Below are 25,862 nucleotides of genomic sequence, written 5' to 3'. Positions count from 1 at the left end.
TTCAACCGAGCACGGAAACCAAAACGTGTGCGGGGAGCGCCTCCTCAGAGGCGCTGCCCGCACACATCTCAAGGGTTCAGCGGCCAGTTATTGGAAGAATGTTCTGGCCATCATCCAACCGGTATCGTCGAAGGCTTCCATCGAGATGGCAAACGGTACGTTACTGCCCGCTCTGTAGTGTGGCGTGGATGAGAACATGATGGTATTTCGGCTATTGGTGACGTACTCAGCGATCTCCTCCTCGAAGATTCTCATATCCCCGTTGTCGATAGCGCCCGTGGTTCTGACAATGTTCTCCGGCGTGGTGCCAGATCCACCGAGGGCCTTCGGAAGGAGATGCCCGCGCGCATCCCCGTTGGCACCGCTCACGAAGCCCGGCGGCCTGATACCCCGAGTCGCCTTCGTCCCACTCCCGATCATTTGCGGCGTAACCTCCGCCACAATGCCGGAGCGGCGCTCGTCGGCACCGATGCTGCCATAGTCGATCTCACCGCAGTTGTGCACCAGCAGCGGAGTCTCGCCAGCGTGCACGTAGTACGCGTGGATACCGCTGATCGTGAGGTCGTGCGTCCGCTGACGTTCGTCGAAACGGCGCGTGCTCTCCAACTCGACCGACTCGCCGTCCGCCGTGTGCAGCCGCATGCCCGGCCTGAGGTCGCCGGCGTCGATCCACCTGTTCTCCACGTCCACCCAGAAGGGGTGAGTTGTGGTGGAGACGAGGGCCTCGGCACTACCGGAGTCACCCCTGATCGTCAGATCGACGAAGTGTTTGTCGTCCTCGGTGACGATCGTGCCGACGACCTCACGGACCGTCGTTCCACCACTCTTCGGGTCAGTCGTCTTGACCTTGTCGCCGAGCCTGACCTTCTCGATCGGCTTCGTCTTGCCGTTGGCGAGCAGAACCCTCGTGCCTGGTAGGAAACTGTGGGGCGCCGGGCACGAGTCGTTGCCCTTCTTCTTGAGCGCGGCCGCGGCCTTCTTCCTGGCCTCCGCCAGCCTCTCCGTGGCCTTGGTCAGCCCGGCTCTCGCCTTGCCCAGCGCCTTGTTCGCCTTGAAGTAGCCCTTCGCGCCGCCGATCAGGTCCTTGACCAGCCCAGCGACACGTTTGACGAGTTTGAGGCCCTTGGCCCACTTCCAGGGGGCGCCGTACTTGGCGAGGATCTTGCCCGCCAGGCCGCCCGCGAAGCTGCCGGCGATGTTGAGCAGGGTCTCGCCACACGCTCCCATGTCGCCGCTGGAGATGCAGTCCAGGGCCGCGTCCACGCCCAGGATGTCCCGGGCGATCTTGATCAGCGCCTTGCCCGCGGACTTGATGCGCTGCTTGGCGGAGGACTGCTGCGCCTGCGCCGACGCCACGTCGGCGGAGGCCGCGTCGGCATCCGACTGCGCGTCGTCGACGTCCTTGTTGCCGGTCTCCTTCTTGTAGGTGCCCGCGTAGGCCGAGCAGTAGACCGGGAAGCAACTCTCCAGTCCCGACGGGTCGGACAGGGTCACCGGGGTGTTGTCGGCGTACGCGTAGCCGTTGATCTGGTCCGGCCTGGTGTAGTCGATGATCGGGTCGACCGATATGAACTTGCCGATCGCCGAGTCGTACTCCCGCGCCCCAAGGTGGGTCAGGCCGGTCGAGGCGTCGATCGTGCCGCCGACATAGCCCTTCTCCCCCGGCCAGGAACCGAGCTTCTCGCCGCGCTCCACACCGTAGGGGTCGAAGCGCCGCTGGGAGATCACGCCCGTGGCGGAGTCGATCGCCACCTCGCCCGTGCCGTGGTGATCGGCGGCGGTGAAGGACAGTTTCGCCGCGGTGCGGACCGCGACGGTCTGGCCGGCGTACTCGTAGTAGCGGGTTGCCTCCTTCTTGGTGCCGTCGGCCGACAGCTTCAGCTCGGTGCCCGGCAGGTAGACGGTCGTGCCGGAGGGGTCCTTGCGCACGATACGACTGCCGGAGGCGTCGTACACGTAGCTGGTCTTCGAGCCGTTCGCCTCGGTGACCTCGCTGACCTTGCCCTGGTCGTTCCAGAGGAGGGCCTGCGCGTTGCCGCCGATGGTGCGCTTGGTGGTGTTGCCGGAGTCGTCGTACTCGTACGCCGACTGCCGCTGCCCGGTCGGGGTCTGCTCGGTGACCTTGGTGACCTGGTGCGGTCCGTCACCGAGGGCCCCCGCGCCGCCGTACTCGTAGCTGCGCGTGATGTTCTTCGCCGCGTTGAGCGTGGTGTCGTGGTTGATCTCGGAGACGCGGTTGCCGATGGCGTCGGTCTCGTACGACTTCCAGTACGGGGCCGGACCGCCGAGGGCGCTCGAACCGGCGGCGGAAGTGCACGCGGTGGGGCCGGTGCCGTCCACCGGGGTGGTGGAGCCGCGAGTCCCGGAACCGGCCGCGGTCGTCGCGGTTGCCGACGGGGTCCAGGCGTCCTGGAGACGCTGCCGGCTGTCGTAGGCGAAGCACTGCACGTCCGGCGAGGCGGAGTTCCCGGTGTCCGCGATGGACAGGACGTTGCCCGCCTGGTCGTAGGAGTAGTTCGCGTCCTTGGCCGGCGCGGTCGCGCCGTAGACGTCGACCAGGGACCGGGTCAGCCGGTCGGTGCCCTTCTCGTAGCTGAGGGTCTGCCAGACCTTCTTCCCGCTGCCGCCCGTGGACAGCTCCAGCTGCTGGAGCTGACTGGTCCTGGAGTAGACGGTGTTGGTGACGTACGAGTCAACGGTTCCCTTCATCGTCATAGGCCGCTGCAGGGAGTCGTACGTGTAGGTCACCGCCTCCGCCGGAAGGTCTCCGATGGCGGGCATGCCGGCGGTCTGGACCGTTCCGTCCCGGTTGTACGTGGTGGTGAAGGCGTACGTTCCGGCCAGGTCGCCCTGTGAGGCCGGGACCTGGTAGGCGGTCTGCAGCGGGCGGTAGAACTCGTCCATCGACTGGACGGCCGTGGCGAAGTACTCCGTCGGCGAGACGTAGCTCAGCGTGCCGTAGGCCAGACCCAGCCAGCCCGCCTTGTCGTACTTCGTCTCGCTCAGCTTCGTGCCGGTACCCGCGTCACCCTGCCAGGTCGTGAGGACTCGCCCGAGCTTGTCGTAGACCGTGGAGGTCTTCTTGTCGCGGCCGTCGTACGACACGACCGGCCGGTCCAGTTCGTCGTACTCGGTACGCGAGGTACCCGCGTCGGGGTCGATCGACTTCTTCTTACGGCCCAGCTGGTCGTACTCGTAGCGCCACACGTTGTTCTTGGCGTCGGTGACCGTCTCCAGCAGACCGGCCACGTTGTACGTGTACTTGGTCGAGTCGTACGGCACGCCCACACCCGGCGAGGCGCCCTGGTAGTGGCGGATCTCGGAGACATTGCCCTGCCCGTCCGTGACGGACGTCGTGGGCACACCGCCGACCGGCGGGTCGACGTGCGTCAGCTCGCCGTCGTAGGTGGTTCTCGTACGCCACTGCTCGGCACCCGAGACCGCGAAGATCTCGGCGGTCGTCCGGCCCAGGCCGTCGTACTCCAGCAGGCTCTGCGCACTGACCTGGCCGTTGCTCACCAGCAGCAGCTCGCCCTCGGCCGCGCCGTCCGCGTTGTAGGTCGAGTTGGTCTTCCTGACGTTGCCGGTGGCGTCGTACCAGGTGTCGGCGACCATGCGGGAGCCGCTCGGGCCCTCGGTCTGGATCTGGCGGGCCCGCAGCATGCTGTCGTAGAGCTGGTACTCCGCGCCGTAGGAGCCGTCGTTCTCGATCTTCTCCGTCTTGATCGCGGTGACCTTGTCCTTGCGGACGTTGTACGAGTACTTGATGCTCGGCGTCTGCGTCGACGCCCGGTCCGCCAGCCACACCGAGGTCAGCCGGCCCAGCGCGTCGTAGGCGAGCTCGGTCCGCTGGCCGTTCGGGTCGGTCTGGCCCTTGGACATACCCCAGGCGGGGGCGTAGTCGGTGATGGTGTTGTGCCCGAGGGCGTTGGTGACGACCGTCTTCGTCAGCAGGCCGTTGGTCTCGGTGTAGACGGTCTTCGTCGCGTCGGACGTCCCGTACTGCTTGGCGTCCTGCTGGGACTTCGGACGGCCGAAGTCGTCGTAGGTCGTGGCACCGGTGATCTGGTAGGTGGCCGTGGTGCCGTCGTGCGACGTCAGCCGTTCGGTCTTGGTGGCGTCGCCCTTGGTGGGCGCCGCTGCGAACGCGCCGCCGTCGTAGGAGGTGCGCTCGTCCGCCAGGACCTGCGTCTTGCGGTCGGGCGTCGTGGCGCACTTGACCGACACACTCTCACTGCGGGCGGGCAGCGACAGGATGTTCTTGGCCGCGTTGTCCGCGTAAGTGGTGCGGGTGCAGGTGTCGTCCTTGGCCGTGGAGACGTCGCCGAGGTCCTCGACCGTCAGCACGCGGCCGGTGGCGTTGGCCGTGTCGTACGTCGTGGTGGACTTCGTCTCGCGCCAGGTGCCGTCGGACTTCAGGCTGAAGCCACGGCCGGTCTGCGTACGCACGATCGCCGCGTTGGTGGTGCCCCAGCTGTTGGTCTGGGTCGCCGTGTAGTACTTCCACGGGGTGTCGATCGTCTTGCCGACCAGCTTGGCACCGTCGTAGGTGGCCGCCTCCAACTGGTGGCCCGTGAACTCCTCGGAGTCCGTGTACGCGGCTCCCGTGGAGTCCTTGACGGTCACCGAGCGGGCGTTGCCGGCCGAGTCCTTGTCACCGTCCATGCCCTGCAGGTACGTGTAGTCGACCCGGGTGGTCTGCTTGTCGGAGCTGCCGCTGGTGACCTTGACCTTGCCGTAGCCCTGCCAGCCGCCCCAGGTCAGGTACTTGGCGTCGGTGATGCCGTCCGGCTTCGCCTTACGCCAGGCCGCGTCGCCCTGGTAGTCGTAGCGGGTGACCATCGAGTCACTGCCGCCGGTGCGGTCCGTCTCGATGACCGCCGACACGACGTACTTGTGGAACCAGTCCGTGATCGGCTCGGTGTACCCGGGCGGCGCCCACTTCACCGGATAACAGCGCTTCGTCGACTCGCCCGGCTTCGGCAGCGAGGCCTTCGCACAGTCGGTCGGCGCGTAGGTGACGTCGAGCTGGGCGCCGGTGTCGCTGAGGACCATCGACAGCCGGTAGCGGTAGAACGGGGCGATGTTGTCGCCGATCGCGTCCACCCGGTTGGCGAGCTGCTCGCCGAAGAGGTCGACCGACGGCAGCTTCACCGCCGTGCCGGCCCGTCCCTCGTGCTCGATCTTCGACAGCCACAGCGTCTTGGAGTCGTCGCCGTTGTCCGTGAACAGGTGCGTGAAACTCCAGGCGTCCACGTCCTGGTAGGTCGTGGCGTCCTTGCGCATCTGCGTGACGACCGACGTCAGCCGCTTCGTCGTGAAGAACGTCTGGACCGGCGAGGTGCACTTGGTGGCGGACTTGCACTCCTGGTCGACCGGGACGTCCGGCCAGTGGGAGGCGTTCGCCTTGGTGCGCTTGCTCTCCGCGCAGTCGAAGTCGGAGGTCACCAGGCAGCGTTCGGCGGTGTTGAAGACGATCCGGGCCGGAGCCTTCGCCGCGTAGACCTTCGTGTCCTGCTGGCCGTAGTCGACGCGCTTCAGGTAGCCGCCGCGGTGGTACGCGGTGCCGTTGACGTCCGTCTTGCCGTTCAGCGCGTAGTAGTTGGTCTCGCGGTCGTAGAAGTAGGACATCACGTTGCCGTGGGTGTCCTTGACGTAGTCCAGACTCCACCGCCACGCCTGCTGGCAGTACGCGCTGGTGAACGTGGCGTTGTAGCAGGGCTCACCCGAGTCGTCGCCGAAGACCGGCGTCGTCCACGTGGAGTTGGTCTCCTCGTTCCCGGTCGCCCAGCCCGGCAGACGGTTCAGGCCGAAGGAGTACTCCGTGCCGTCGGAGGTCGTGACCTTCCAGTACTCGCCCTTGTCGCCGGCGCTGCCGTCGTCGCCGTTGGTTGCGCCCGTCAGCTTCTCGACCTTCGCGCCGTCGTCGGACGACAGGTGCCACTTACCGGTGGTGTCGTCCTTGACCAGTTCACCGGACGCCCCGGCGAGCATGACCGTGGCGTTCTCGAACGCCCAGCACTGCTCGGCCGAGCTGTCGTGACCGTCCTCGGAACAGGGCTTGTAACGACGCTCGATGTAACCGGGGTCGTAGGAGAAGCCCTCGCCTATCCACGAACCCTGGTTGTTCGTCGCCGAGGTGCGGCCGTCCGCCGACTGAGAGGAGTAGCCGAGACCCACGGTGGGGGTCAGACCGCCCGGGGTCGGCACCGAGGACAGCGGGTAGTTCCAGCTGAACCCACCGGAGGAAGGAGCCACGCTCCAACTGGATGACGGGGAAAGGGCAGTGGCCTTGTACGTGCCCTGCGCACTGGAAGGGCCGGCGGCGACCGCCACCAGAGAGGCCGCGTCGGCCGCCATGGTGGAGACGCCCTCGGCGGGAGCCGGGGCGGCCGTCACGTCGGCGGAGACCGTGCCCGACTTCACGTCGTTCACCGTCGGCAGCGCCTTCGGCCGCTCCGGGCACGCCTTGCTGCCCGGAGTCGCGACAGCGGCACACGCCGGGAGCTGGACCAGCTGAAGACGGGAGGCGTAGGAGCCGCCGAAGCCCTCGGCGAACTCCGAGTAGTCGACCGTGAGACGGACCTTCGCGGCCTCCTCGGCACCATCGGCCCGCGCCACGTCGAGCAGGACTCCGGCGCCGAGCTGCTCGGCGCGCTTCGGGTCGAGGACGTCGACGCGGACCTTGTCCGCAGCCGTCGTCGTCTTCGCCTCGCCCTTCGCCGAACCCTTCGCGCCGGCCTCCCCAGTGATCTCGGTCGAGGCGGGGGCCGGGGCTTTCGCCTTGCCGACCTTGACCGGCAGGCCGCCGGCCTCGGTCGCGGCGGTCGCGCCGACGGTCACCTCGGCGCCGCCCTGCTTCGGCCACACCGCCTTGTCGAGGCCCTTGACCGCCGCCTTGCGCGCCGGGTCGGAGGGGCGGGACTTCGCTTTCGCGTCGGATCCCTTGGCGGGATCCCCGTCGTCCTGGACGCCGGGACGGCTGGTGCGGCCCCGATCGCCCTCGTCGAGCGCCAATGCCTGAACCGACGACGCGGACAACGCGAGCGTGAGCCCGAGCACTGTCGCGACAACCGTCGATCTGGGCATGCGGCGGCTCAGTGAGCGGCCACGGAAAAACATTCGGCAACTTCCTGATCGAAGGAGAACGTCATGAGCAGAACCTCCGTGAAGGAGGGTTACGTCTGTGTGCCAACAGCACGCGTACACACCGAACTTGACTGTCCGTCACACACGAGGAGGCGTCGGCGGGCCGGACATCAACCGAATGCCGTCGCCGGCCGAGAAGGGCTTGTCGAGCAGGTCGGCCGGTTGTGCGCGCTCACGCCGCGTCCGCCGCCGGGACGGCACGCGCGAAGGCGGCCGTCGTGGTGCACTCGCCGGGGGCGCCGACCGAGAAGTGCCGGTCGGTGGCGGTGACAGAAGCGCTGGAACGTTCGCAGCGCTCGGCATCCTCCCCTGACAGCGTTGCCAGAGGATCCGCGAACGCCGCGTCCCCCATTCCGTCGCCATGGACGTCCACGTCGACTCCGCCGACGCGTCCGGCCGCGCAAGCCGGAGACACAGAAACGATCCCGCTCAGGCCTGACCGGAGAAGTGCCGCTGTCGCGACGACAGCGCCCCCGCGCCAACGCCCCATCCCCACCCCGGACACCAGAAGTCACCATCCCCGTACAGTCGGTCGATCGTGCAGATCCTTTACCGACCTCTTACTTCTCACCAGAGATGCATGTCCGACATGATCACATTCCCATGGTCACAGTTTCATCACAGAAACCCCGCAGGCGTCGCCAAATACCCCAGCTCGCACACACATGCCCCAATTAGCTTTTCCCCTTCGTTCAGTTGAACTTCTTTACTGGTTGGGGGATTCAGGGGCCGCAGGGGACTTTCGCCAAGATCGTGGCTCCGTACGGCCCATAACACCCGTGGGGGGTAGACAAGTCATGCCTGGAAAGAGACGTGTCGAGCTGGGGCGCAGGCGGTTCATCAGGGTCGCCGGCGGTTCCGTCGCCGGGGTCGCGGTGGTGGGTGGGGGAACCTTCACCGCGCTGGCCACGGGAGTTCTGGACTCCCCCTCGCCGGATCTGCTCGACGGGGTGCCGCGCTCCCTCGTGCTGAGCCTTCCGGACGCCCCGGGCAGCACCCAGCCGCCGGTCCCGGAACTGCCGGACCAGCTCGGTGACGGTGTCCTCAGCCCACCGAGTCCGGGCACTCGGATCCCCTACACCGGGGGCACGCCGGACCCCGCCGAGACGACCGTACCGACCACGCTGCCGTTCGAGTTCAAGACCTCGGGCTACAAGCTCGACACCGAACTCCCGGAGTACATGCGGCCCTGGCGCGACCGGCCCACCACCTGGTCCAACGTCACGCCCAACACGGAGAACGTGTACCTCGACGCCGAGGGCGCCGTGCAGTACCGGCCGGACCGCAACACGCCGGGCTACGACCAGCCCGTCACCCAGATCCAGTTCGGGCTCGGCTGCGTCTCGAGCTACCGCACCGCGACCGACCCCACCCGCAAGGCGCTCTTCCTCACGCGCGCCAAGGCGCAGGCGAAGCGGCTCATCGACAAGCGCGTGGAGACACGCGGGGCCTGGTACTTCCCGTATCCCTTCGACTGGTACCACCCCGAGCACAGCGGCGTCACCTACAAGGCACCCTGGTACTCGGGCATGGCACAGGGCGAGTCGATCAGCCTCTTCATCCAGCTGACGCAGCTGGACGGGGTCACCGAAGAGGAGAAGACGCTCTACAGGGCCGCGGCCGACGGCGCGTTCGCCTCGCTGCTGCGCGGGGACAACGCCAAGCCGTGGGTCGTCAACAAGGACAAGAACGGCTACCTGTGGATCCAGGAGTACCCGGGCGCCACGGCCGGCACCGGTGACTACACCTTCAACGGCATGATCTTCGCCACCTTCGGCCTCTGGGACTACTACGTCGCCACCGGCAACGAACTGGCCCTCAAGATGTACGACGGAGCGGTCACCACCATCCGCGACCACTTCACGCGGCTGCGCCAGGCGAAGTGGCTCTCGTACTACTGCAACACGCACCGGGTGCCGACCAAGGGCTACCACCAGCACCACATCAACCTGTTCCGCCAGCTCCACTGGCAGACCGGCAGCCCCACCTTCGCAGCTCAGCAGGACACGCTGATCAACGACTACCCCTACGCCCAGACCAACCTGCCGGCGGGCTCGGTCGTCGCGTTCGCCGCCGGTACGCACACGCTGTACAAGCTGAAGACGCAGGGCGCGCCCCTCTACGGCTGGTCCCCCACCATGAAGGACGCCCAGCTGGCGACCAAGAAGGTGACCTTCTCCAAGGCCACCCAGGCTCCCGTGGACGTCCGCCGCCGCATCGAGGGCCGCGGGATCTACTACCGCATCAGCGCCGGCGCGTACGCGGGCTACTGGGTCGGGGAGTACTACCCGAAGGTGTTCCTGCGCGGGGTGCACCTGCCCACCACCTTCCGCCCGCAGCGCACCGCCACGTTCCCGGCGAACGTCTCGATCACCTGCATCAAGTTCGGCAGCGACGGCAAGACCGGCACCACGAAGACGGTGAAGTTCGCCAACAGCTCCAAGGCCCCCTTCGACCAGCGGGCCATCGTCAACGGCCGGCCCATGCTGCGGATCACCGCGGGCGGGCTGACCGGGTACTGGGTGCCGAACGGGCCGGTCCTGACGGACGGATAGCAGACGGGCGGCGGCCGCGCCGTCCGCCGCGTCCACGCGCGGGCCGGCGCGGGGCCGCCCGGCCCGCGGCCCGCGCGTGAACGTCGTCCGCCCGGCCCCGTATGCTCGCCAACCGAAGCCACACACCGGAAGGCAGCAGAAGTGAACTACAGGGTCCAGCCCAGCGCGCAGGTCGACGACAGTGCCGAGATCGGCGACGGCAGCAGCGTCTGGGACCTCGCGCAGATCCGCGAGGGCGCGCGCCTCGGTGCGGGCTGCGTCATCGGCCGTGGCGCGTACGTCGGTTCCGGCGTCCACATGGGCGACAACTGCAAGCTGCAGAACTACGCGCTCGTCTACGAGCCGGCCGAACTCGGCGACGGTGTCTTCATCGGCCCCGCCGTGGTCCTCACCAACGACCACAACCCGCGTTCCGTGGACCCGGACGGCAAGCAGAAGCGGGGCGGCGACTGGGAGGCCGTCGGCGTGAAGATCGCCGACGGGGCGTCCATCGGCGCCCGCGCCGTGTGCGTCGCGCCGATCACCATCGGCCGCTGGGCCATGGTCGCCGCCGGCGCCGTCGTCACCAAGGACGTGCCGGACTTCGGTCTGGTCGTCGGTGTCCCCGCGCGGCAGGTCGGCTGGGTCGGCAAGACCGGCGTCAAGCTGGTCGCGCGCGCGGGCGAGGCCGATGTGTGGGAGTGCCCGCAGACCGGTGAGCTGTACGACGAGAAGGACGGCGTGCTGGCGGAGCGGACCGCGGGCTAGTCCCCTGGTCCAGTCGTCCCTCCCTCATTTCAGAAGCGGAAGAAGGGTTCGGCCGCGTCCAACGGGACGCGGCCGAACCCTTTTTGACTACGCTTCCTTGCCCAGCAGCAGCCGGTCGAACTCGCGGCTCACCACCGACCAGTCCCACATCGTCAGCGCGTGCTTCGCCGCGGGCTCCGTCGCCGCGCGCCAGCTGTCCTCCGTGGCCGTGAGCTTGAGGATCCGCTCCGCGGCCTCCTCGGGCGTCGAGACGACCCAGTCGGCCGGGAAGAGCGTGCGCGGCCCGTTCTCCAGCGAGGCGAAGAACGGCCAGTCGCGGACCACCGGGAGCGCACCGCTGACGGTGCCCTCCACCAGGCCGCAGTGGAAGCTCTCGCGGACCGAGCTGCTCAGGATGACGCCGACCTCGGTGAGCGCCGCCGGCACGTCGTCCGTCTGGCCCACCAGGTGTACGGCGCCGGCCGCCTCCAGCTCCTCCAGGTCCGCCTGGAGCAGGTCGTCGTAGGCGCGGACGGCGGCTCCCGCCTTGCGGGGCAGGCCCTCGCCGATGACGACCAGGCGGTAGCGCTCGTCCTTCTCGCGCAGCAGCCGCAGCACCTGCACCGCCCAGCGCGGGTCCTTGGCCACGGCGCTGACGCCGACCAGACCGAGGTGGAAGCGGGCGTCCGGGTCGGTCTTCTCCCGGTTGAAGGGCAGCAGGTCCATGGCGTTGGGGACGACGTGCGTCGTGGCGGTGTCGGGTCCGGCCAGCTGCGGCAGGACCTTCTCCACCACCTCGCGCAGATGGTCGCTGACCAGGATCAGGTCGTCGACCCGCGTGAAGTCCACGAGATGCGGCCAGAACGCGAAGGCCTCGTAGCTGTGCAGCCGTATGACCATCCGTGTGGTGCCGGGGTCGACGGCGGTGAAGAGCGCGGCGGCGTTGGTGCACCAGTCGACGAATACGGTGTCCGCCCAGTCGAGATGGGGGCGCAGCGCCTCCTCGACCTTGTCGTGGAAGGCCGGCTGGCCGCCCAGCGCGTGCTCCATGATCCGCTTGATGCCACGGACCAGCGGCCGCAGCGTCTCGTCCTCGTTGACGTCGAGATAGCGGATCTCGACCTCGGGGTGGTTCTCGTAGCGGTCCCGGATCGCCTTGAGGAAGGCGGCGTTGGCGTACGTCGTGACCAGCAGCCGCAGCGGGCGTCCGGTCGGGGCCGGCGCGGCCGGGAGGGCGCGGCCGCGCGGCGCGGACAGCGCCTTGAACGCGGCGTTCTTGCGGAAGACCGCGAGGTAGGCGTCGGGGTCGTCGGCCATCGGCGAGGAGACCCCGTCGAAGTGCAGACCCCGGTTGAAGGCGAGGGCGAACGCCGTGGAGAGCTGGTCGGCGGCGGCCGCGAGGTCCTTCTTCTTGAACCGCTGGTCCGCGAGGTTCAGCGCGGCCCCGATGGCCTTGTTGCGCAGCTTCGGGTTGTCGTGACCACGGGCCAGGTCGGCGCGGGCGGCGTCCGCGAGCAGGGCGGCGCTGAGCTTGCGGTTGCCGATCCGCTCGGCGGCCTGGTCCAGCACCAGCGTGGCGCCGGTCCTGCGGCCGCCCTTCGCCATGCTCAGGCTCACCCGGCGGGCCAGCTTGGCGCGCATCGCGTCCGGGACGCGCGGCGCGACCACCGCGGTCCGCCAGGCCTTGGCGCCGATCGCGGTGCGCATCACGGCGGGCGACGACGCCCGGCGCAGCACGGCACCGGCACTGCGGCGGACACCGCGCTTGGTGGAGCGCAGGGTGACGGTGGGCGAGGGGACGGTACGGACGGCGTCGCGCAGCGCGTACTGCACCGGACGCTCGCCGCGCGCCTGGAGGGCCCGAAGGCCGGGTGCGACACCGAAGACCGCGTCGGCCCGCCGGTTGCGCTCGGCGAGCCGCCAGACGGTGTACACGGCGTTCGCGTCCAGGGCGACCAGGACCTGCGTCCGGCGCGCGTCACGCAGGACCCACCGGTTGCGTTCCGCGCTCGCCCAGGTCCTGCGGGCGGGCGGCAGCTTCGCGACGCGCTTGGCGAAGACGTCGCCCCGCTCGGCGGCCGCCTCGGTCAGCGAGCACACGTCGGCGGCGTCGAGGACGCCGTCAACCGCTTCGCGATCGAAGTAACCGGCCAGCCGCACGGTCGCTCCCGCGGCCCTGAACTGTTCGACGGCGGCTTTCAGCATCGAGAGCGTCGGCGCCGTACCGGCGACCAGAAGTACGTGGGTCATGCGAGGAGGTCCTCCACCTGTTCTGCGTCCGTGCGGGGGTCGTGCTGTGGACGTGGGGGGGGGGGGGGGGGGGGGGGCGGGGGGGGGGCGGGCGGCCCCCCCCCCCCCCCCCCCCCCCCCCCCCACGCCGTGGGTCACAGCCGTCCCGTCACACGGCCTTCCCGTCGCCGGGCAGCAGCCGGCTGTAGATCTGGTCCAGGACCACGGCCTGGGCCTCCCAGGTCCACTTCTCGAGCAGCCCCGGGTCGTCGTAGGCGGCCTTGTAGCGCTCCGGGTTGGCGAGGACGGCCTTGACGGCGCGTACGTAGTCCTCGACGTCCTGCGCCTTGAAGATCTCGCCCTGACCGGTCTTCTCGACCATCTCGGCCATGGTGCGGATGTCACTGACCACCAGCGGCAGCCGGGCCTGGGAGTACTCGAAGAACTTGTTGCTCAGGGCCAGTTCGTGGTTGGGCAGGTGGTGCAGCGGGCTGACCGCCGCGTCCGCCGTGGACAGGAACTCGGGCACCTGCCAGTGCGGCACGAAGGGCAGGATGTGGGCACGGTCGCCCACGCCCAGCTCCTCGATCAACTCGATGATCTTCTTGGTGGCGGGGAAGTGCTTGCCCGACGGCGGCAGGGAGACGAGTGCGACATGCACGTCCGGCATCCGCGTCAGACCCTCGATGATGGTCTCCACGCCGCGCACCGGGTTGATGCCACCGCAGTACGCCAGCAGCGGGGTGTCCGCGTCGACGCCGCACAGCTCCCGCAGGTCGGGGACCGGGTCCACGTCGGCCACCTCGTCGGGGGCCGGGCGCATCACCGGGGCGTTCAGGACGACGTAGGGCGTCTCCTGGAGCTTGTGTCCCTTGACCAGCAGCTCGGCGAGCGAGGGCGAGACGGTGATCGCCGCGTCGGCGAAGACCGCGTGCTCCTTCTCCCAGGCCACGTGACCCGGGATCCAGCGGTCGTGGTGGGAGTGCAGACCGGGCACGAACTCGTGCGCGTCCCAGACCAGCTTGACCGGGTGCCCCGCGGCCCGCAGACGGACGGCGGACCGGGCGGCCACGCCCAGCATGCGGAAGTCGTGCGCGTGGATCAGGTCGGGCTTGAGTTCGTCGATGTGCGGGCCGAAGGCCAGCTCGAAGTCCCACAGGTACGGAAGCAGCCGACGCCAGGCACGCTGCCCCATGGTGAGCTGCCAGAACTTGATCTGGAGCTTGTCGAGCGGCGTGTCGAACGTGGAGCGCTTGCGCTTGGCGCGGTGCGTCAGGCGCGAACGCAGGGACACCCACTGGCTCGTCGCCTTCGCGGCGGCCTTGGGCACGACCAGACGGGCGGCCGCGCCACTGGCGCTCGGACGGCCGGGGCCGCCGGCCTTGGCCGCGGCGGCCCGGAACCGGAGATCCGCGCGCCAGGCCTTCACCTGCTGCTTGCGGTACTTGGCGATCTGGGGCGAGCGGTACGCGAGCGGGCTGCGCCAGCGCAGGCCGTGCCTGTCCTGCCGGCTGGGGCCGAGCGGGCTCGGCTTGGGCACCAGACGGACCTCGGCCTCACCGATGTTCCAGGTCTGGATCTCGGGAGCGGGTGAAATTCCGAAAAGAACGACCTCCCACCCGGCTTCGGCGGCAGATCGAGCCGACTTCTGGACACGCGAGTCATTTCGGACACCGTTGTCGACCAGCATCACAATTCGGCCTCGGGAGGCCGCTCTCGGCCTTCTCTGCCCGTCGGTGCTGTCGAGCTCCATGTATGTGTGCCTTTCCTGAATCTGAAGCTTCTGGCACGTTGCAGGAGCCCGCAAGGATGTTCGGGCCCGCACACCAGTTTCCGTCCAAAGCGGGCGTCTCGCGCAGTGCACTGGGGCGCTGACGGCACGGCTGCATAACCCGATAACCCGGCCCACCGAAGCATACCGTCAGTGAAGAGCCGCCCCGCGGCACCGGCCGCGCCGTTGCAGGGCCGTTGCAGGGCTGTCGCCGGGCCGCGACGGCGGTACCCGGCGCGCCCGTATGATCTGGGTTCGGCCGTCCATACGTTTTATTCGGTAGGAGCAGCGCACGTGAAGGTCATCAGTGTCGTGGGCGCACGCCCCCAGTTGGTCAAGCTCGCGCCCATCGCGGCGGCTTTCTCCGACACCCCCCACGAGCACGTCATCGTGCACACGGGCCAGCACTACGACGCGGACCTCTCCGATGTCTTCTTCTCCGGTCTGGGCATCCCGGACCCCGACGTGCACCTCGGTGTCGGCTCCGGCGGCCACGGTGAGCAGACCGGCGCGGTCCTCGCCGCCATGGACAAGGTGCTGGAGACGGAGAAGCCCGACTGGGTGCTGGTGTACGGCGACACGAACTCGACCGTCGCCGGCGCGCTCTCCGCGGTGAAGCTGCACTACCGCGTCGCCCACCTCGAGGCCGGCCTGCGCTCCTTCAACCGGCGGATGCCGGAGGAGCACAACCGCGTCCTCACCGACCACGCCGCCGACCTGCTGCTCGCGCCGACCGAGGAGGCCATGCGCCACCTCTCGAACGAGGGCCTGGCGCACCGCTCCACCCTCGTCGGCGACGTCATGGTCGACGTGTGCCTGCGCATCCGCGACGCCGTGCTCGCCGGTGAGCACCCCCGCCCGGCGCTGCCCGAGGGCATCGACGCCGACGCCCCCTACCTGGTGTCGACGCTGCACCGCCCGGACAACACCGACGACCCGGAGCGGCTCGCCGCCATCATCGGCTCGCTGGCCGCCCTGCCCGTCCCGGTGGCGCTGCTGGCCCACCCGCGTCTGGTGGCCCGCGCCGAGCAGCACGGCATCGAGCTGAACCAGGGCGCGGTGCGGGTCGGCCGTCCCCTTCCCTACGCCGGTCTCGTGGGCGCCGTCCTCGGCTCCGCCGGCGTGGTCACCGATTCGGGTGGTCTCCAGAAGGAGGCCTTCCTGCTGGGCCGCGCCTGCACCACCGTGCGCCCGGAGACCGAGTGGGTCGAGACCCTCGAGGACGGCTGGAACCACCTCGTGCCCGACCCGCACGAGACCCCCGGCTTCACCGAGCTCGCCACCCGTCCGGCGCCCGAGACCCCGCGCGGTACGCCGTACGGTGACGGGAACGCCGCCGTGCGCGCGGTCAGGGCCATCGTCGAGGCCTGATCCCGCCGCCGCTCTCGTCACCGTTCCATCAGTCTCTCGGAGCACCCCTTGCGAAACGTGATCAAGCGCCCCCGGACGACGGGCCCGCGACCCGACGGAGTCCGTCCGCACATGATCTACCTGGCCATCGGCTTCCCGCCGGCGGCCAAGAGCTGTGCGTACCGGATGCGTGAGACGGCGAACAAGTTCGTCGAACTCGGCTGGGACGTGACCGTCCTCACCATCGCGGAGGAGTCCTGGGAGCGTGAGTACGGTCTCGACCACACGCTCTCCGACCCGGTGGACCCGCGGGTGCGGATCGTCGAACTGCCGCTGGCCCGCGAGGACCTGGAGACCGACATCCGGCTGTTCACCGAGGACCGGGCGCTGAACCCGATCCGCTGGATGCAGCGGGAGCGGGACCGCCACCTGGAGCACTTCCCGGAGCCGGTGTTCGGCGGCTGGCGTTCGGCCCTGGAGCAGGGTGTCGTGGACATCCACCGCGAGTTCCCGGCCGACCTGCTGCTGGCGAGCTGCGCGCCGTACGTCAACCTGGCCGCCGCCTGGAAGCTGTGGGAGACGCACAAGGTCCCCTACGCGATCGACTTCCGTGACGGCTGGTCGGTCGACGTCATCGGCGGTGGCGAGGCGTTCACCCGTGACTCCGTCGCGGGCGAGTGGGAGGAGCGCGTCCTGTCGGACGCCGTCGCGATCTGGTGCGTCAACGACCCGATCGCGGACTTCTACCGGGAGCGCTACCCGCAGCTCGCCGAGCGCGTCCACGTGGTGCGCAACGGATTCGACCCGGACAGCGTCCCGGAGGTGCACGGCCAGGCGGACCCGGAGAAGGGCCTGACCTTCGGTTACCTGGGCTCGGTGAACTTCAAGCCGGCGTTCCTCGCCACCGTCCTGGACGGCTGGCGGGCGGCTCGGGAGCGCGACCCGCTGGTCGCCCGGTCCCGGTTCGAGATCCGCGGGCACATCGGCGCGGGCGCCAGCCGCGAGGCCAACGCCCACATGACGCTCATCCGGCAGGCCGAGCCCGACGGTGTGCTGTTCGGCGGCCCGGTGCCCAAGGCGGAGGTCGGACCGACCTACGGCCGCTGGGACGCGCTGGTCCTGATGCTCGTCGGCGGCCGCTTCGTCACCTCGGGCAAGGTGTACGAGTTCATGGCCTCCGGGCTGCCGGTGGTCTCCGCCCACGAGGTGGACCACGACGCCTCCGCCGTGCTGGCGGGGCACCCCCTGTGGACCGGGGCCTGCGGCCTCGACGCGGAGGGCATCGCCGATTCGTTCGTCAAGGCGGCCCGGATGGCCGTGGAGACGACTTCCGAGCAGCGTGCCGAGGCGCGCGCCCACGCGGCCCGGTTCACCCGCGGCCTGCTGATGGCCCCCGCGGCCGAGCAGCTGAGCGATGCCGTCCGTCCGGCGCTCGCGGGGAGCCCGCGGGCATGACGACGGACAAACGGGGGGTTCGGCGGCTGCCCGGAGCGGTCGCCCGTCGTGCTCTGGATCCGAGGGTGCTGCGGACCGGGGCGGGTGCACGTGCCTGGCGGTTCGTGGTGTCGGCTCCGGGTCTGTCCGACTCGCTGCGCTTCCGTATCGCCCAGCGCGTGCGGGACGGCCTGGACAAGGCCAACCGGCCCGAGGGCGCGGTCCTCACCCTGAGTTCGGCCGCCCGCCGTACGACCAGCGCGCGGCACCGGGCCGACCTGCTCGGCGACGCCGCTCGTCTGGAACTGGCACGCGGCCGGGCCCCACGCGCCCTGACGGCCGCCGTCTCCGCCGAACTCGCCTACGGTGACGCCCAGTTGGCCGGAGGCGACGGCACGGCGGCCGCCGCTTCCGTGGTCCGGGCGCTCCAGCTGGCCTTCCACCGGGTGCTGCACTTCGACCGGACCACGTCACCGCTCGCCAAGGACCCCGACGCCTACCTGGCCGAACTGCGCGGCAGCACGGCCGTCCGGGCGCTGACCGAGGGAGCGGGCCGCGCCGCCGAGCCCGCCGCCCCGCCGGCCGACCGGCCGCTGCGCCTGCTGTTCGTCACCCGGGGCAACGCGAACTTCCTCCGGCAGATCCGCGACCACTACCGGGCGCACCCCGGTGTCGAGGTCCGGTCCCTGGACCTGGGGGATGAGCCCGAGCTCGACAAGCTGGCCACCTCTCTCACCCGGCTCGCGGCCCACCGCCTGGGCGACGACCAGGAGTTCGGCCGACAGGCCGAGGAGCTCCTGCGCCCCCACCTGGACTGGGCGGACACCGTCTTCGTCGACTGGTGTGTCGGCCCGGCCGCGCTGCTGACCTCGGTGGATCCCGGCACCACGCGGATCGTCGTGCGTCTGCACAGCGCCGAGACCTTCAGTCTCTGGCCGTTCCTGGTCGACTTCTCCCGCGTCGACGACCTGGTGTTCGTCGGCGCCCATCTGCGGGATCTGACGGTCGCGGTGGTGCCCCAGCTGACGCCCGCTCAGAAGCAGCGGGCGCCCCGGCTGCACGTCATCGCCAACGCCATGGACCTGGCGGGCCAGGTGCGTCACAAGTCGGACGACGCCCGCTTCACCCTCGGGGTGACGGGGATCTCGTCGGTGGCCAAGGACCCCCGCTGGGCGATCGAGGTCCTGCGGATCCTGCGCGCCGAGGACCCCCGGTACCGGCTCCTGCTGATCGGCGAGGACGTCGACGCCAAGCTCAGTGCGGCGGCGCGCGCCTACGCCCGGCTCTACCGGGGCGACCTGGCCGAGCTGGAGCCCTCGGGCGCCGTCCGCAGGCTGGGCCAGCTGGACGACGTCCCCGCCGCGCTGACCGACGTCGGTGTGATCCTCAGCTCCTCCGTGCGGGAGAGCTTCCACTGCGGGTTCGTCGAGGGCGCCGCGAGCGGGGCCGTGCCGGTGGGCCGCGACTGGCCGTTCTTCGCGGGCAAGGCCAACGGCGCCCGCACGCTGTTCCCCGCCGACTGGGTCGTCGCCTCGCCGCAGGAGGCCGCCGAGCGGATCCTGAAGGTGACGGCGACCGCCGAGACCTGGCGGAAGGCCGGACAGGCGGCGTCCGCGCACGCGGTGGCAGCATGGGACTGGCCGGTCGTCCGTGAGGAGTTCGACCGCCTCCTGCTTTCCTGACAAGGATCTCCATTGACCTCCGTACCCGGGCCCGGTCGCGACCGGCTTCCGTCGCTGACCGGGCTCCGCTTCTGGGCGGCTCTGCTGGTCGTTCTGTACCACCTCTCCCGCCAGGTCGGCACCGTCCCGTACCTCAGCGAGACGGTCTGGTACGGCCGTAGCGGTGTGACGTTCTTCTTCGTCCTGTCGGGTGTGGTCCTCGCCTGGACGTACGAGGGCGCGCACGTGCCCACCAGGGTCTTCCTGTGGCGGCGCTTCGCCAGGATCTGGCCGCTGCTCGCCGTCAGCGTCGCGCTGTCGGTCGCCGTGTGGAGCGTCATGGACCACGCCGTGTCGCTCAAGGCGGTGGCCGCGACTCTGCTGGTGGTGCACGCCTGGTTCCCGCAGCCGGTGATGTTCACCGGGGGCAACCCGGCGGCCTGGTCGCTCAGTGACGAGGCCTTCTTCTATCTGATCTTCCCCGCCCTGCTGGCGATGCTCTCGGGCCGCCGCGCCCGGGTCTGGCTCTGGACGGCCCTCGCGGTCACCTGCGCCGCCCTGGTCCTGTGGCCTGCCCTGTCGGGCCTCTCGCCCACCACCCGCAGCTGGGCGCTGGACTACCTGCCGCTGACCCGCGCCCTGCAGTTCGTGCTGGGCGTCGTGGCCGGTCTCGCGCTCAAGCGCGGCTGGCGGCCGCCCGTGCCCCTGTGGGCGGCCGTGGGGCTCGTCGTCGGCTGGCACCTGGCCCTGATCCCGTGGTCGCACGCCGTCCCGGACGCCCTCTGGTACAGCCCCTACACCGCCTCGCAGTGGCTCTCGGCACCGATCTTCGCGGCCCTGATCTGCGCCGCCGCCCGCGCCGACCTGGACGGCAGGCGCACCGGACTCGGCGGGGCCTGGATGATCCGACTGGGGCACTGGTCGTTCGCCTGGTACCTCATCCACGAGATCGTGATCCGCGCGGCCGTCTTCGAGTGGGGCAAGCCCGCCCCTGGCGCGCAGACGCTTCTGTTCTGGGCGGGCGTGCTGGTGGTCAGCCTGGCCGCCGCGGGCGCCGCCTACCACTGGGTGGAGCACCCGGCCGAACGGCGGCTGCGCCGCGCCGGCCCTTCCGTCCCCCGCCGGCCCGACACCCGGCCGACCGTGGGCGCACAGTAGTCCCGTCGCGGAACGGCTCGGGCCCTGCCTCGTGGTGTACGAGGCAGGGCCCGAGTCCTCTGCTGTGCGGCTACCCGCTGTTCGGCTGCTGTGCGGGTGGCGCTCAGCCGCCGATGACGACGCGGCGGACGCCCTTCCAGGCCTCCGGGTCCGTCGTACGGCGACCGTCGACCAGGACGGTGACGTCCGGCAGGTCGGCCGGGGTCAGCGTGCGGTACTCGGCGTGGTCGGCCTGCAGGACCGCCGCGGTGACCTTCTCACCCGCGTGCGGGGTGAGGCCGTGCGCGACGAGCTCCTCGTCGGTGTACATCGGGTCGGACACGAACGGGACCGCGCCGCGCGCCTTGAGGGCCTCGACGGTCGGGAAGACGCCCGAGAAGGCCGTCTCCTTCACGCCACCGCGGTAGGCGGCGCCCAGCACCAGCACGTTGACGCCGGTCAGGTCGCCGTAGGCGGCGGCCAGCAGGTCGACGGCGTAGTCGGGCATCGCGGCGTTCGCCTCACGGGCCGAGCGCACGACGGTCGCCGCCGGGTCGTTCCACAGGTACATCCGCGGGTAGATCGGGATGCAGTGACCGCCGACGGCGATGCCCGGCTGGTGGATGTGGCTGTAGGGCTGCGAGTTGCAGGCCTCGATGACCTTCTTGACGTCGATGCCGTTGCTGTCGGCGAAGCGCGCGAACTGGTTCGCCAGGCCGATGTTGACGTCCCGGTAGGTCGTCTCGGCGAGCTTGGCCAGCTCGGAGGCCTCGGCGGTGCCCAGGTCCCACACGCCGTTCGGCTGGGGCAGGTCGTCGCGGGCGTCGAAGTCGAGGACGGCCTCGTAGAACTCGACACCGCGGGCGGCCGACGCCTCGTCGATGCCGCCGACCAGCTTCGGGTAGCGGCGCAGGTCGGAGAAGACACGGCCGGTGAGGACGCGCTCCGGGGAGAACACCAGGTGGAAGTCCTCGCCCGCGGTCAGGCCCGAGCCCTCGGCCAGCATCGGCGCCCAGCGGGTGCGGGTGGTGCCGACCGGGAGGGTCGTCTCGTACGAGACCAGCGTGCCGGGCTTGAGGCCCTGCGCGATCGCCTTCGTCGCGGAGTCCATCCAGCCGAAGTCCGGGGTGCCCTCGGCGTCCACGAACAGCGGGACGACCACGACGACGGCCTCGGACTCGGCGACGGCGGACGCGGTGTCCGTGGTCGCGCTCAGCAGACCGGCGTCGACGGCCTGCTTCAGCTTGACGTCGAGGTCGTGCTCGCCGGGGAACGGCTCGACGCCGGCGTTGACCAGCTCGACGACCTTCTCGTTGACGTCCGCGCCGATGACCCGGTGGCCCTTGGAGGCGAACTGCACGGCCAGCGGGAGGCCGATCTTGCCGAGTGCTACTACACAGATGTTCATGGAGGGTCGCTACTTCCTTTTGGAACCGGTCGGCTTCTTGAAACCGGCGGACTTCAACTTTCTGACACCGACCGACTTCACGCGGACGGCCAGGGACTTCAGCTTCCGGGCGGGAGCTGCCAGCGCCCGGAGGATCAGTTCCCTCTGCGGCGGGTGCATCCGGGCCGTGTCGATCACGACCCGCCCCTTGTCGTTCACCAGGGCCGACGCCCGGTAGGGGTCCCCCTCCCGGCCCCACTGGCGGGCCAGCGGCATGGGCAGGTCCCTGCCCCGCACCGGGACCTCGTACGTCGAACCGCCGACATACAGGTATACCCGCACACCGCGCTTGGCGGTGACGTACTCCAGCGGCACGCGGGCGTGCAGCACGGTGGCCCGGCCGTCCCCGGCGGGCTCCACCGTCATCTCGCCCACCGGCGCGGGCAGGACGTGGTCCGCCTTCAGCCGGCGCGCGCCGGGCTTGTCCGCCGACTTGGGCATGGCGCCCTTGACGAGCCGCAGCACCGTGCCGTCGACGTCGCCGAGGACCGGCACCCGCACGGACAGCGTGTAGGTGAGGGCCTCGCCCTGCTGCTCCCAGGCGGAGGCCAGCAACTCGGTCCCCTGGGCGAGCCGGCCCGGGACCGACTCCCCGACCAGCTCGTAGACCCGGTCGGACAGGCCGATGCGCGGGTCGCGGAAGCCGGGGTAGCGGGCGTAGGCGCGTTCGGCCTCGATGACGAACGGGGGCGCCCCGTGCTCCTGCTCCGAGCTGATCGCCTCGGCCAGTTCGTCGATCGCGCCGGCCTGCGCCAGCGCGATGCGCACCCGGCGCTTGACGTCCATCGCGTCGCGGATGCCGTCGGTGAAGTAGACGTCGGCGAGCCGCGCGATGCCCGCGCAGATCTGCCGTTGCAGTTCGCGGTCCAGGCCGGGGAAGTCGTCCTGGACGAGCTTGGCGAGCTCCCAGGTGAAGTGCCGGCGCAGCAGCGCGTCCCGGTCGGAACCCGCCTCGACGAGACCGGCCGTGAAGTCCATGATCTCGGCCGTGGCCCGCAGCCGCGCCAGGTGGTCGGCGCGGTAGGTGATGTTGCTGGCGTCACCCCGCTTGACCGCGAAGTAGCACGTGTAGTCCGCCACCACCGAGATCTTGCGCGCACGCACACAGGCCTCGATGGTGAACGGCTGGTCACTGCCCACCGGCAGGTGCTCGGGGAAGCGCAGCTTGTACTTCTCGACCAGTTCCCGCCGGAACAGCTTGGTGTTCGCCAGGGTGAACGGCAGCGCCGAGTCGTACAGGCTGATGTCCGGGTCGCTCTTCTTGTAGAGCGCCTGGTGCACATAACGGCCGTTGGTGCCGACCATCTTGCCGACGACGACGTCCGACTCGTACTTGTCGGCACACCGCACCATCCGCTCCAGCGCTTCCTCACCGAGGTGGTCGTCGGAGCCTATGAAGTACACGTACCGGCCGGTGGCCACATCCAGCGCCCGGTTGCTGGGCGCCGCCGGGCCACCGGAGTTCGGCTGGTGGATCACCTTGACGGTGTCCGGGTACAGCGCCGCGAACCGGTCGAGTTCGCGGCCGCTGTCATCGGTGGAACCGTCATCGACAGCGACGATCTCCAGCCGCTCTCGTCCGATGCTCTGCTGGACCAGGGAGTTCAGGCACTCCGTCAGGTACGGCATCGTGTTGTAGACCGCGACGACGACGCTGACGTCAGGCGCAGCACTCATTCTCGGGCTCCTGGTCTCCGCCAGCCGGCGCGGCTGGGTCCTGCGGGGAAAGTCTCACAGAACATAGGAGTCCTACCGAGCACGCACCGTTCCCCCGATGTGTGATGCTCAGCTGCCATGGACGGCCAGGTCCTCCACCGGAAGGGTAACGCTGGTGTTGCTCGTGGCCGATTCCAGCAGCGCCGCCGCCACCTCGACGGTGCGCATGCCCTGGCGCAGGGTGCAGATGTCGGCCGGCTTGCCGAGCACCGCGTCCCGGAACAGCTCGTGCTCGACCTGCAGCGGCTCGCGCTTCGGGATGGCGTACCGGATCATGTCGCCCTCGGACACACCGCGGAACGCCCGGAGAGCCTCCCACTCGGTGGTCACGGCGGCGTTGGAGTGGAACGTCAGGTCGGCGGTGAGGGTGTCGGCGATGAAGCAGCCGCGCTCACCGGTGACCGAGGTGAACCGCTCCTTGAGCGGGCTCAGCCAGTTCACCAGGTGGTTGACCATGGTGCCGTCGTCGAGCCGGCCCACCGCGGAGACCATGTCCTCGTGCTCACGGCCGCTCTTGGAGACGGTGTGCGCGGCGATGGACACGTACTGACGGCCGGTCACCCAGCCGGTGAGGTCGATGTCGTGCGTCGCGAGGTCCTTGACCACGCCGACGTCCGCGATGCGGTGCGGGAACGGGCCCTGGCGGCGGGTGACGACCTGGTAGACGTCACCGAGCTCACCGGCCTCCAGACGCGCGCGCAGCGACATCAGCGCCGGGTTGCAGCGCTCGATGTGACCGACACCGGCCACCAGGCCGCGCGACTCGAACGCCTCGACGAGACGACGGGCGCCGTCCACGCTCTCCGCGACCGGCTTCTCGATCAGCGCGCAGACGCCGGCCGCGGCGAGCGCCAGACCGACCTCCTCGTGCAGGTGCGTGGGACAGGCCACGACGGCGTAGTCCACGCCGAGGGCGATGAGCTCCTCGACGGTGTTCAGTATCGGCGCGCCCTGGGCGGCGCCGAACTTGTCGCCCATCGGGTCGACGACGGCGACGAGTTCGACGCCGTCCAGACCCGACAGGACACGGGCGTGGTGACGCCCCATGGAACCGAGGCCGACGAGACCCGCTCGCAGCGACTTCCCGGTGCTCACAGCTGCTCCCCCAGAGCATTGACGGCGGTGACGATGCGCTCCAGGTCCTGCGTGGACAGGGCCGGGTGCACGGGCAGGGACACGACCTGGGCGGCCGCGCGGTCCGTCTCGGGCAGGTCCCAGTCACGACCCGCCTTCTGGTCCGGCTCCCAGTACGGCTTCAGCCGGTGGATGGGCGTCGGGTAGTACACGGCGTTGCCGATGCGGGCCTCGGTCAGCTTGGCCATCGCGGCGTCGCGGTCACCCTGGATGCGCACCGTGTACTGGTGGTAGATGTGCCGTGCGCCCTCGGCGACCTTCGGCGTGATCACGTTCGGCGCGGTGATGTGCTCGGTGAGGTACGCGGCGTTGGCGATGCGCTGCTCGGTCCAGCCGTCCAGCTTGCGGCGCTGGACGCGGCCGATGGCGGCCGAGACGTCCGTCATCCGCACGTTGGCGCCGACGATCTCGTTGGCGTAACGCGTCTCCATGCCCTGGTTGCGCAGCAGGCGCAGGGTACGGGCGGTCGCCGCGTCCCCGGTGGAGATCATGCCGCCCTCGAGGCTGTGCATGTTCTTCGTCGGGTAGAAGCTGAACGTGCCCGCGGCACCGAAAGCGCCGACCGGGGTGCCGTGCAGCGCGGCCGCGTGGGCCTGGCAGGCGTCCTCGATCACGGCGAGCCCGTGCTGCTCGGCGATCGCCATGATCTTGTCCATGGCGGCCGGGTGACCGTACAGGTGTACGGGCATGATCGCGGCGGTGCGCGGCGACAGGGCCGCCTCGACCGCGGCCGGGTCCAGGCAGAACGTCTCCGGGTCGATGTCCGCGAAGACTACGTCGGCGCCCACCAGCCGCACCGCGTTGGCGGAGGCGGCGAAGGAGAACGACGGCACGATGACCTCGTCGCCCGGGCCGAGACCCAGGGCGAGGAGCGACAGGTGCAGCGCGGAGGTACCGGAGTTGACCGCGACGCAGTGGCGTCCGTCGACCAGCTCCGAGAACTCCTCCTCGAAGGCGGCCACCTCGGGCCCCTGGACGACCATGCCGCTGCGCAGCACGCGCACGGCAGCCTCGATCTCCTCCTCGGCGATCACAGGCTTGGCGGCCGGTATGAACTCATGGGCGTCGGTCATCGACATCCCCTCCTCTACGGCGACCTCTAAGGCGCACCACGTCATGCATGGTCGGGAAGGGACCGTGTCGATGCTCAGCACGGCCGCATCCCTGGTTGTCCGCCGATGCCTGTGAACGGGGCGGACGGGTTGTACACAGGACCCCGCCCCCCCGAGGGCTCCTTGCGGGAAGTCAGCCGCGTCCGGTCGGAAGACCGGTTGTGCTCATCGGCTGTGGTCACGGTGTGCATGTCTTTGGCCACCGGGACCACGAAGCACGTTACCAGCACGCGCACAGCGATTTTCCCTAGGGTTACCACAGTGAAACTCACGGAGCGGGTGCGCTCCGTCACAAGCGAGCACAGAGTAACCCGGCGTTGGACGCACCGCGACGCGAGACACGGGAGGCGCTGACCGGGCGCGGGGGGCCCGGGGGGGGGGGGGGGGCCGGCCCGGCGGGGGGGGGGGCGGCGCGGGGGGGGCGGCGGGGGGGGGGGCGGG

14 protein-coding genes are annotated in these 25,862 nt (G+C 69.9%); 6 read left to right on the top strand and 8 right to left on the bottom strand.

From position 1 onward, the window contains the following. Positions 1-87: 87 nt before the first annotated feature. Both ACIPFH_RS02165 and ACIPFH_RS02160 read right to left on the bottom strand, forming a co-directional pair. On the bottom strand, positions 88-7,089 hold the full coding sequence (locus ACIPFH_RS02165; RefSeq protein ID WP_401822180.1) for a polymorphic toxin-type HINT domain-containing protein: 7,002 nt from the start codon (positions 7,087-7,089) through the stop codon (positions 88-90). A gap of 232 nt (positions 7,090-7,321) precedes the next feature. Next, positions 7,322-7,522: a hypothetical protein gene (locus tag ACIPFH_RS02160; protein WP_401822179.1), complete on the bottom strand. Its 201-nt coding sequence runs from the start codon at positions 7,520-7,522 to the stop codon at positions 7,322-7,324. A 424-nt stretch (positions 7,523-7,946) separates the two neighbouring features. On the opposite strand from ACIPFH_RS02160, the gene ACIPFH_RS02155 reads away from it, so the two are divergent. Together ACIPFH_RS02155 and ACIPFH_RS02150 are read left to right on the top strand one after the other, a co-directional pair. Further along, positions 7,947-9,704, top strand: coding sequence for a D-glucuronyl C5-epimerase family protein (locus tag ACIPFH_RS02155; protein WP_401822178.1), 1,758 nt, complete (start codon positions 7,947-7,949; stop codon positions 9,702-9,704). A 141-nt stretch (positions 9,705-9,845) separates the two neighbouring features. Beyond that, positions 9,846-10,451, top strand: a complete 606-nt coding sequence (locus ACIPFH_RS02150) for an acyltransferase (protein WP_401822177.1) — start codon at positions 9,846-9,848, stop codon at positions 10,449-10,451. A gap of 87 nt (positions 10,452-10,538) precedes the next feature. On the opposite strand, the gene ACIPFH_RS02145 is transcribed toward ACIPFH_RS02150, so the two are convergent. Further along, a complete protein-coding gene (locus ACIPFH_RS02145) occupies positions 10,539-12,680 on the bottom strand; it encodes a glycosyltransferase (protein ID WP_401822176.1) in 2,142 nt (713 codons plus the stop codon). A 148-nt stretch (positions 12,681-12,828) separates the two neighbouring features. Continuing rightward, the gene (locus tag ACIPFH_RS02140; RefSeq protein ID WP_401822174.1) at positions 12,829-14,199 is read right to left on the bottom strand and encodes a glycosyltransferase family 4 protein; all 1,371 of its coding nucleotides are present in this window, start codon (positions 14,197-14,199) and stop codon (positions 12,829-12,831) included. 525 nt (positions 14,200-14,724) lie between these two features. Between ACIPFH_RS02140 and wecB the strand changes: the two genes are divergently transcribed. From wecB to ACIPFH_RS02120, 4 genes are all read left to right on the top strand, one after another. Beyond that, complete coding sequence (gene wecB, locus ACIPFH_RS02135) at positions 14,725-15,801, top strand: non-hydrolyzing UDP-N-acetylglucosamine 2-epimerase (RefSeq protein WP_356249059.1); 1,077 nt, start codon at positions 14,725-14,727, stop codon at positions 15,799-15,801. A gap of 111 nt (positions 15,802-15,912) precedes the next feature. Further along, the gene (locus ACIPFH_RS02130) at positions 15,913-17,235 is read left to right on the top strand and encodes a glycosyltransferase (protein WP_356249061.1); all 1,323 of its coding nucleotides are present in this window, start codon (positions 15,913-15,915) and stop codon (positions 17,233-17,235) included. Beyond that, a complete protein-coding gene (locus ACIPFH_RS02125) occupies positions 17,232-18,896 on the top strand; it encodes a hypothetical protein (RefSeq protein ID WP_401822172.1) in 1,665 nt (554 codons plus the stop codon). The genes ACIPFH_RS02130 and ACIPFH_RS02125 overlap by 4 nt, the downstream gene beginning before the upstream one ends. A 12-nt stretch (positions 18,897-18,908) precedes the next feature. Further along, positions 18,909-20,033, top strand: coding sequence for an acyltransferase family protein (locus ACIPFH_RS02120; protein WP_401822171.1), 1,125 nt, complete (start codon positions 18,909-18,911; stop codon positions 20,031-20,033). Between the two features lie 103 nt (positions 20,034-20,136). On the opposite strand, the gene ACIPFH_RS02115 is transcribed toward ACIPFH_RS02120, so the two are convergent. From ACIPFH_RS02115 to ACIPFH_RS02100, 4 genes are all read right to left on the bottom strand, one after another. Then, positions 20,137-21,420, bottom strand: a complete 1,284-nt coding sequence (locus ACIPFH_RS02115; RefSeq protein WP_356249067.1) for a nucleotide sugar dehydrogenase — start codon at positions 21,418-21,420, stop codon at positions 20,137-20,139. Positions 21,421-21,429: 9 nt separating this feature from the next. Further along, positions 21,430-23,136, bottom strand: coding sequence for a glycosyltransferase family 2 protein (locus ACIPFH_RS02110; RefSeq protein ID WP_401822170.1), 1,707 nt, complete (start codon positions 23,134-23,136; stop codon positions 21,430-21,432). 108 nt (positions 23,137-23,244) lie between these two features. Then, positions 23,245-24,270 carry a Gfo/Idh/MocA family protein gene (locus ACIPFH_RS02105; protein ID WP_401822169.1) on the bottom strand — a complete coding sequence of 342 codons (1,026 nt, stop codon included), beginning with the start codon at positions 24,268-24,270 and terminating at the stop codon, positions 23,245-23,247. Further along, positions 24,267-25,382 carry a DegT/DnrJ/EryC1/StrS family aminotransferase gene (locus ACIPFH_RS02100; RefSeq protein ID WP_401822167.1) on the bottom strand — a complete coding sequence of 372 codons (1,116 nt, stop codon included), beginning with the start codon at positions 25,380-25,382 and terminating at the stop codon, positions 24,267-24,269. Before ACIPFH_RS02100 ends, ACIPFH_RS02105 begins: the two co-directional genes overlap by 4 nt. Between the last annotated feature and the right edge of the window lie 480 nt (positions 25,383-25,862).

This window comes from Streptomyces sp. NPDC088157 (assembly GCF_044741545.1).
Classification (GTDB): Bacteria; Actinomycetota; Actinomycetes; order Streptomycetales; family Streptomycetaceae; genus Streptomyces.
The sequence above is the reverse complement of the archived record's forward strand: the minus strand, read 5'-3'. Positions and strand labels throughout refer to the sequence as shown.

Bases quoted from the DNA above. Each gene is read 5' to 3' on its own strand.
- ACIPFH_RS02165 (WP_401822180.1), bottom strand. From the start codon at position 7,089: ATGCCCAGATCGACGGTTGTCGCGACAGTGCTCGGGCTCACGCTCGCG.
- ACIPFH_RS02125 (WP_401822172.1), top strand. From the start codon at position 17,232: ATGACGACGGACAAACGGGGGGTTCGGCGGCTGCCCGGAGCGGTCGCC.
- ACIPFH_RS02155 (WP_401822178.1), top strand. From the start codon at position 7,947: ATGCCTGGAAAGAGACGTGTCGAGCTGGGGCGCAGGCGGTTCATCAGG.
- ACIPFH_RS02100 (WP_401822167.1), bottom strand. From the start codon at position 25,382: ATGACCGACGCCCATGAGTTCATACCGGCCGCCAAGCCTGTGATCGCC.
- ACIPFH_RS02110 (WP_401822170.1), bottom strand. From the start codon at position 23,136: ATGAGTGCTGCGCCTGACGTCAGCGTCGTCGTCGCGGTCTACAACACG.
- ACIPFH_RS02130 (WP_356249061.1), top strand. From the start codon at position 15,913: ATGATCTACCTGGCCATCGGCTTCCCGCCGGCGGCCAAGAGCTGTGCG.
- ACIPFH_RS02115 (WP_356249067.1), bottom strand. From the start codon at position 21,420: ATGAACATCTGTGTAGTAGCACTCGGCAAGATCGGCCTCCCGCTGGCC.
- ACIPFH_RS02145 (WP_401822176.1), bottom strand. From the start codon at position 12,680: ATGACCCACGTACTTCTGGTCGCCGGTACGGCGCCGACGCTCTCGATG.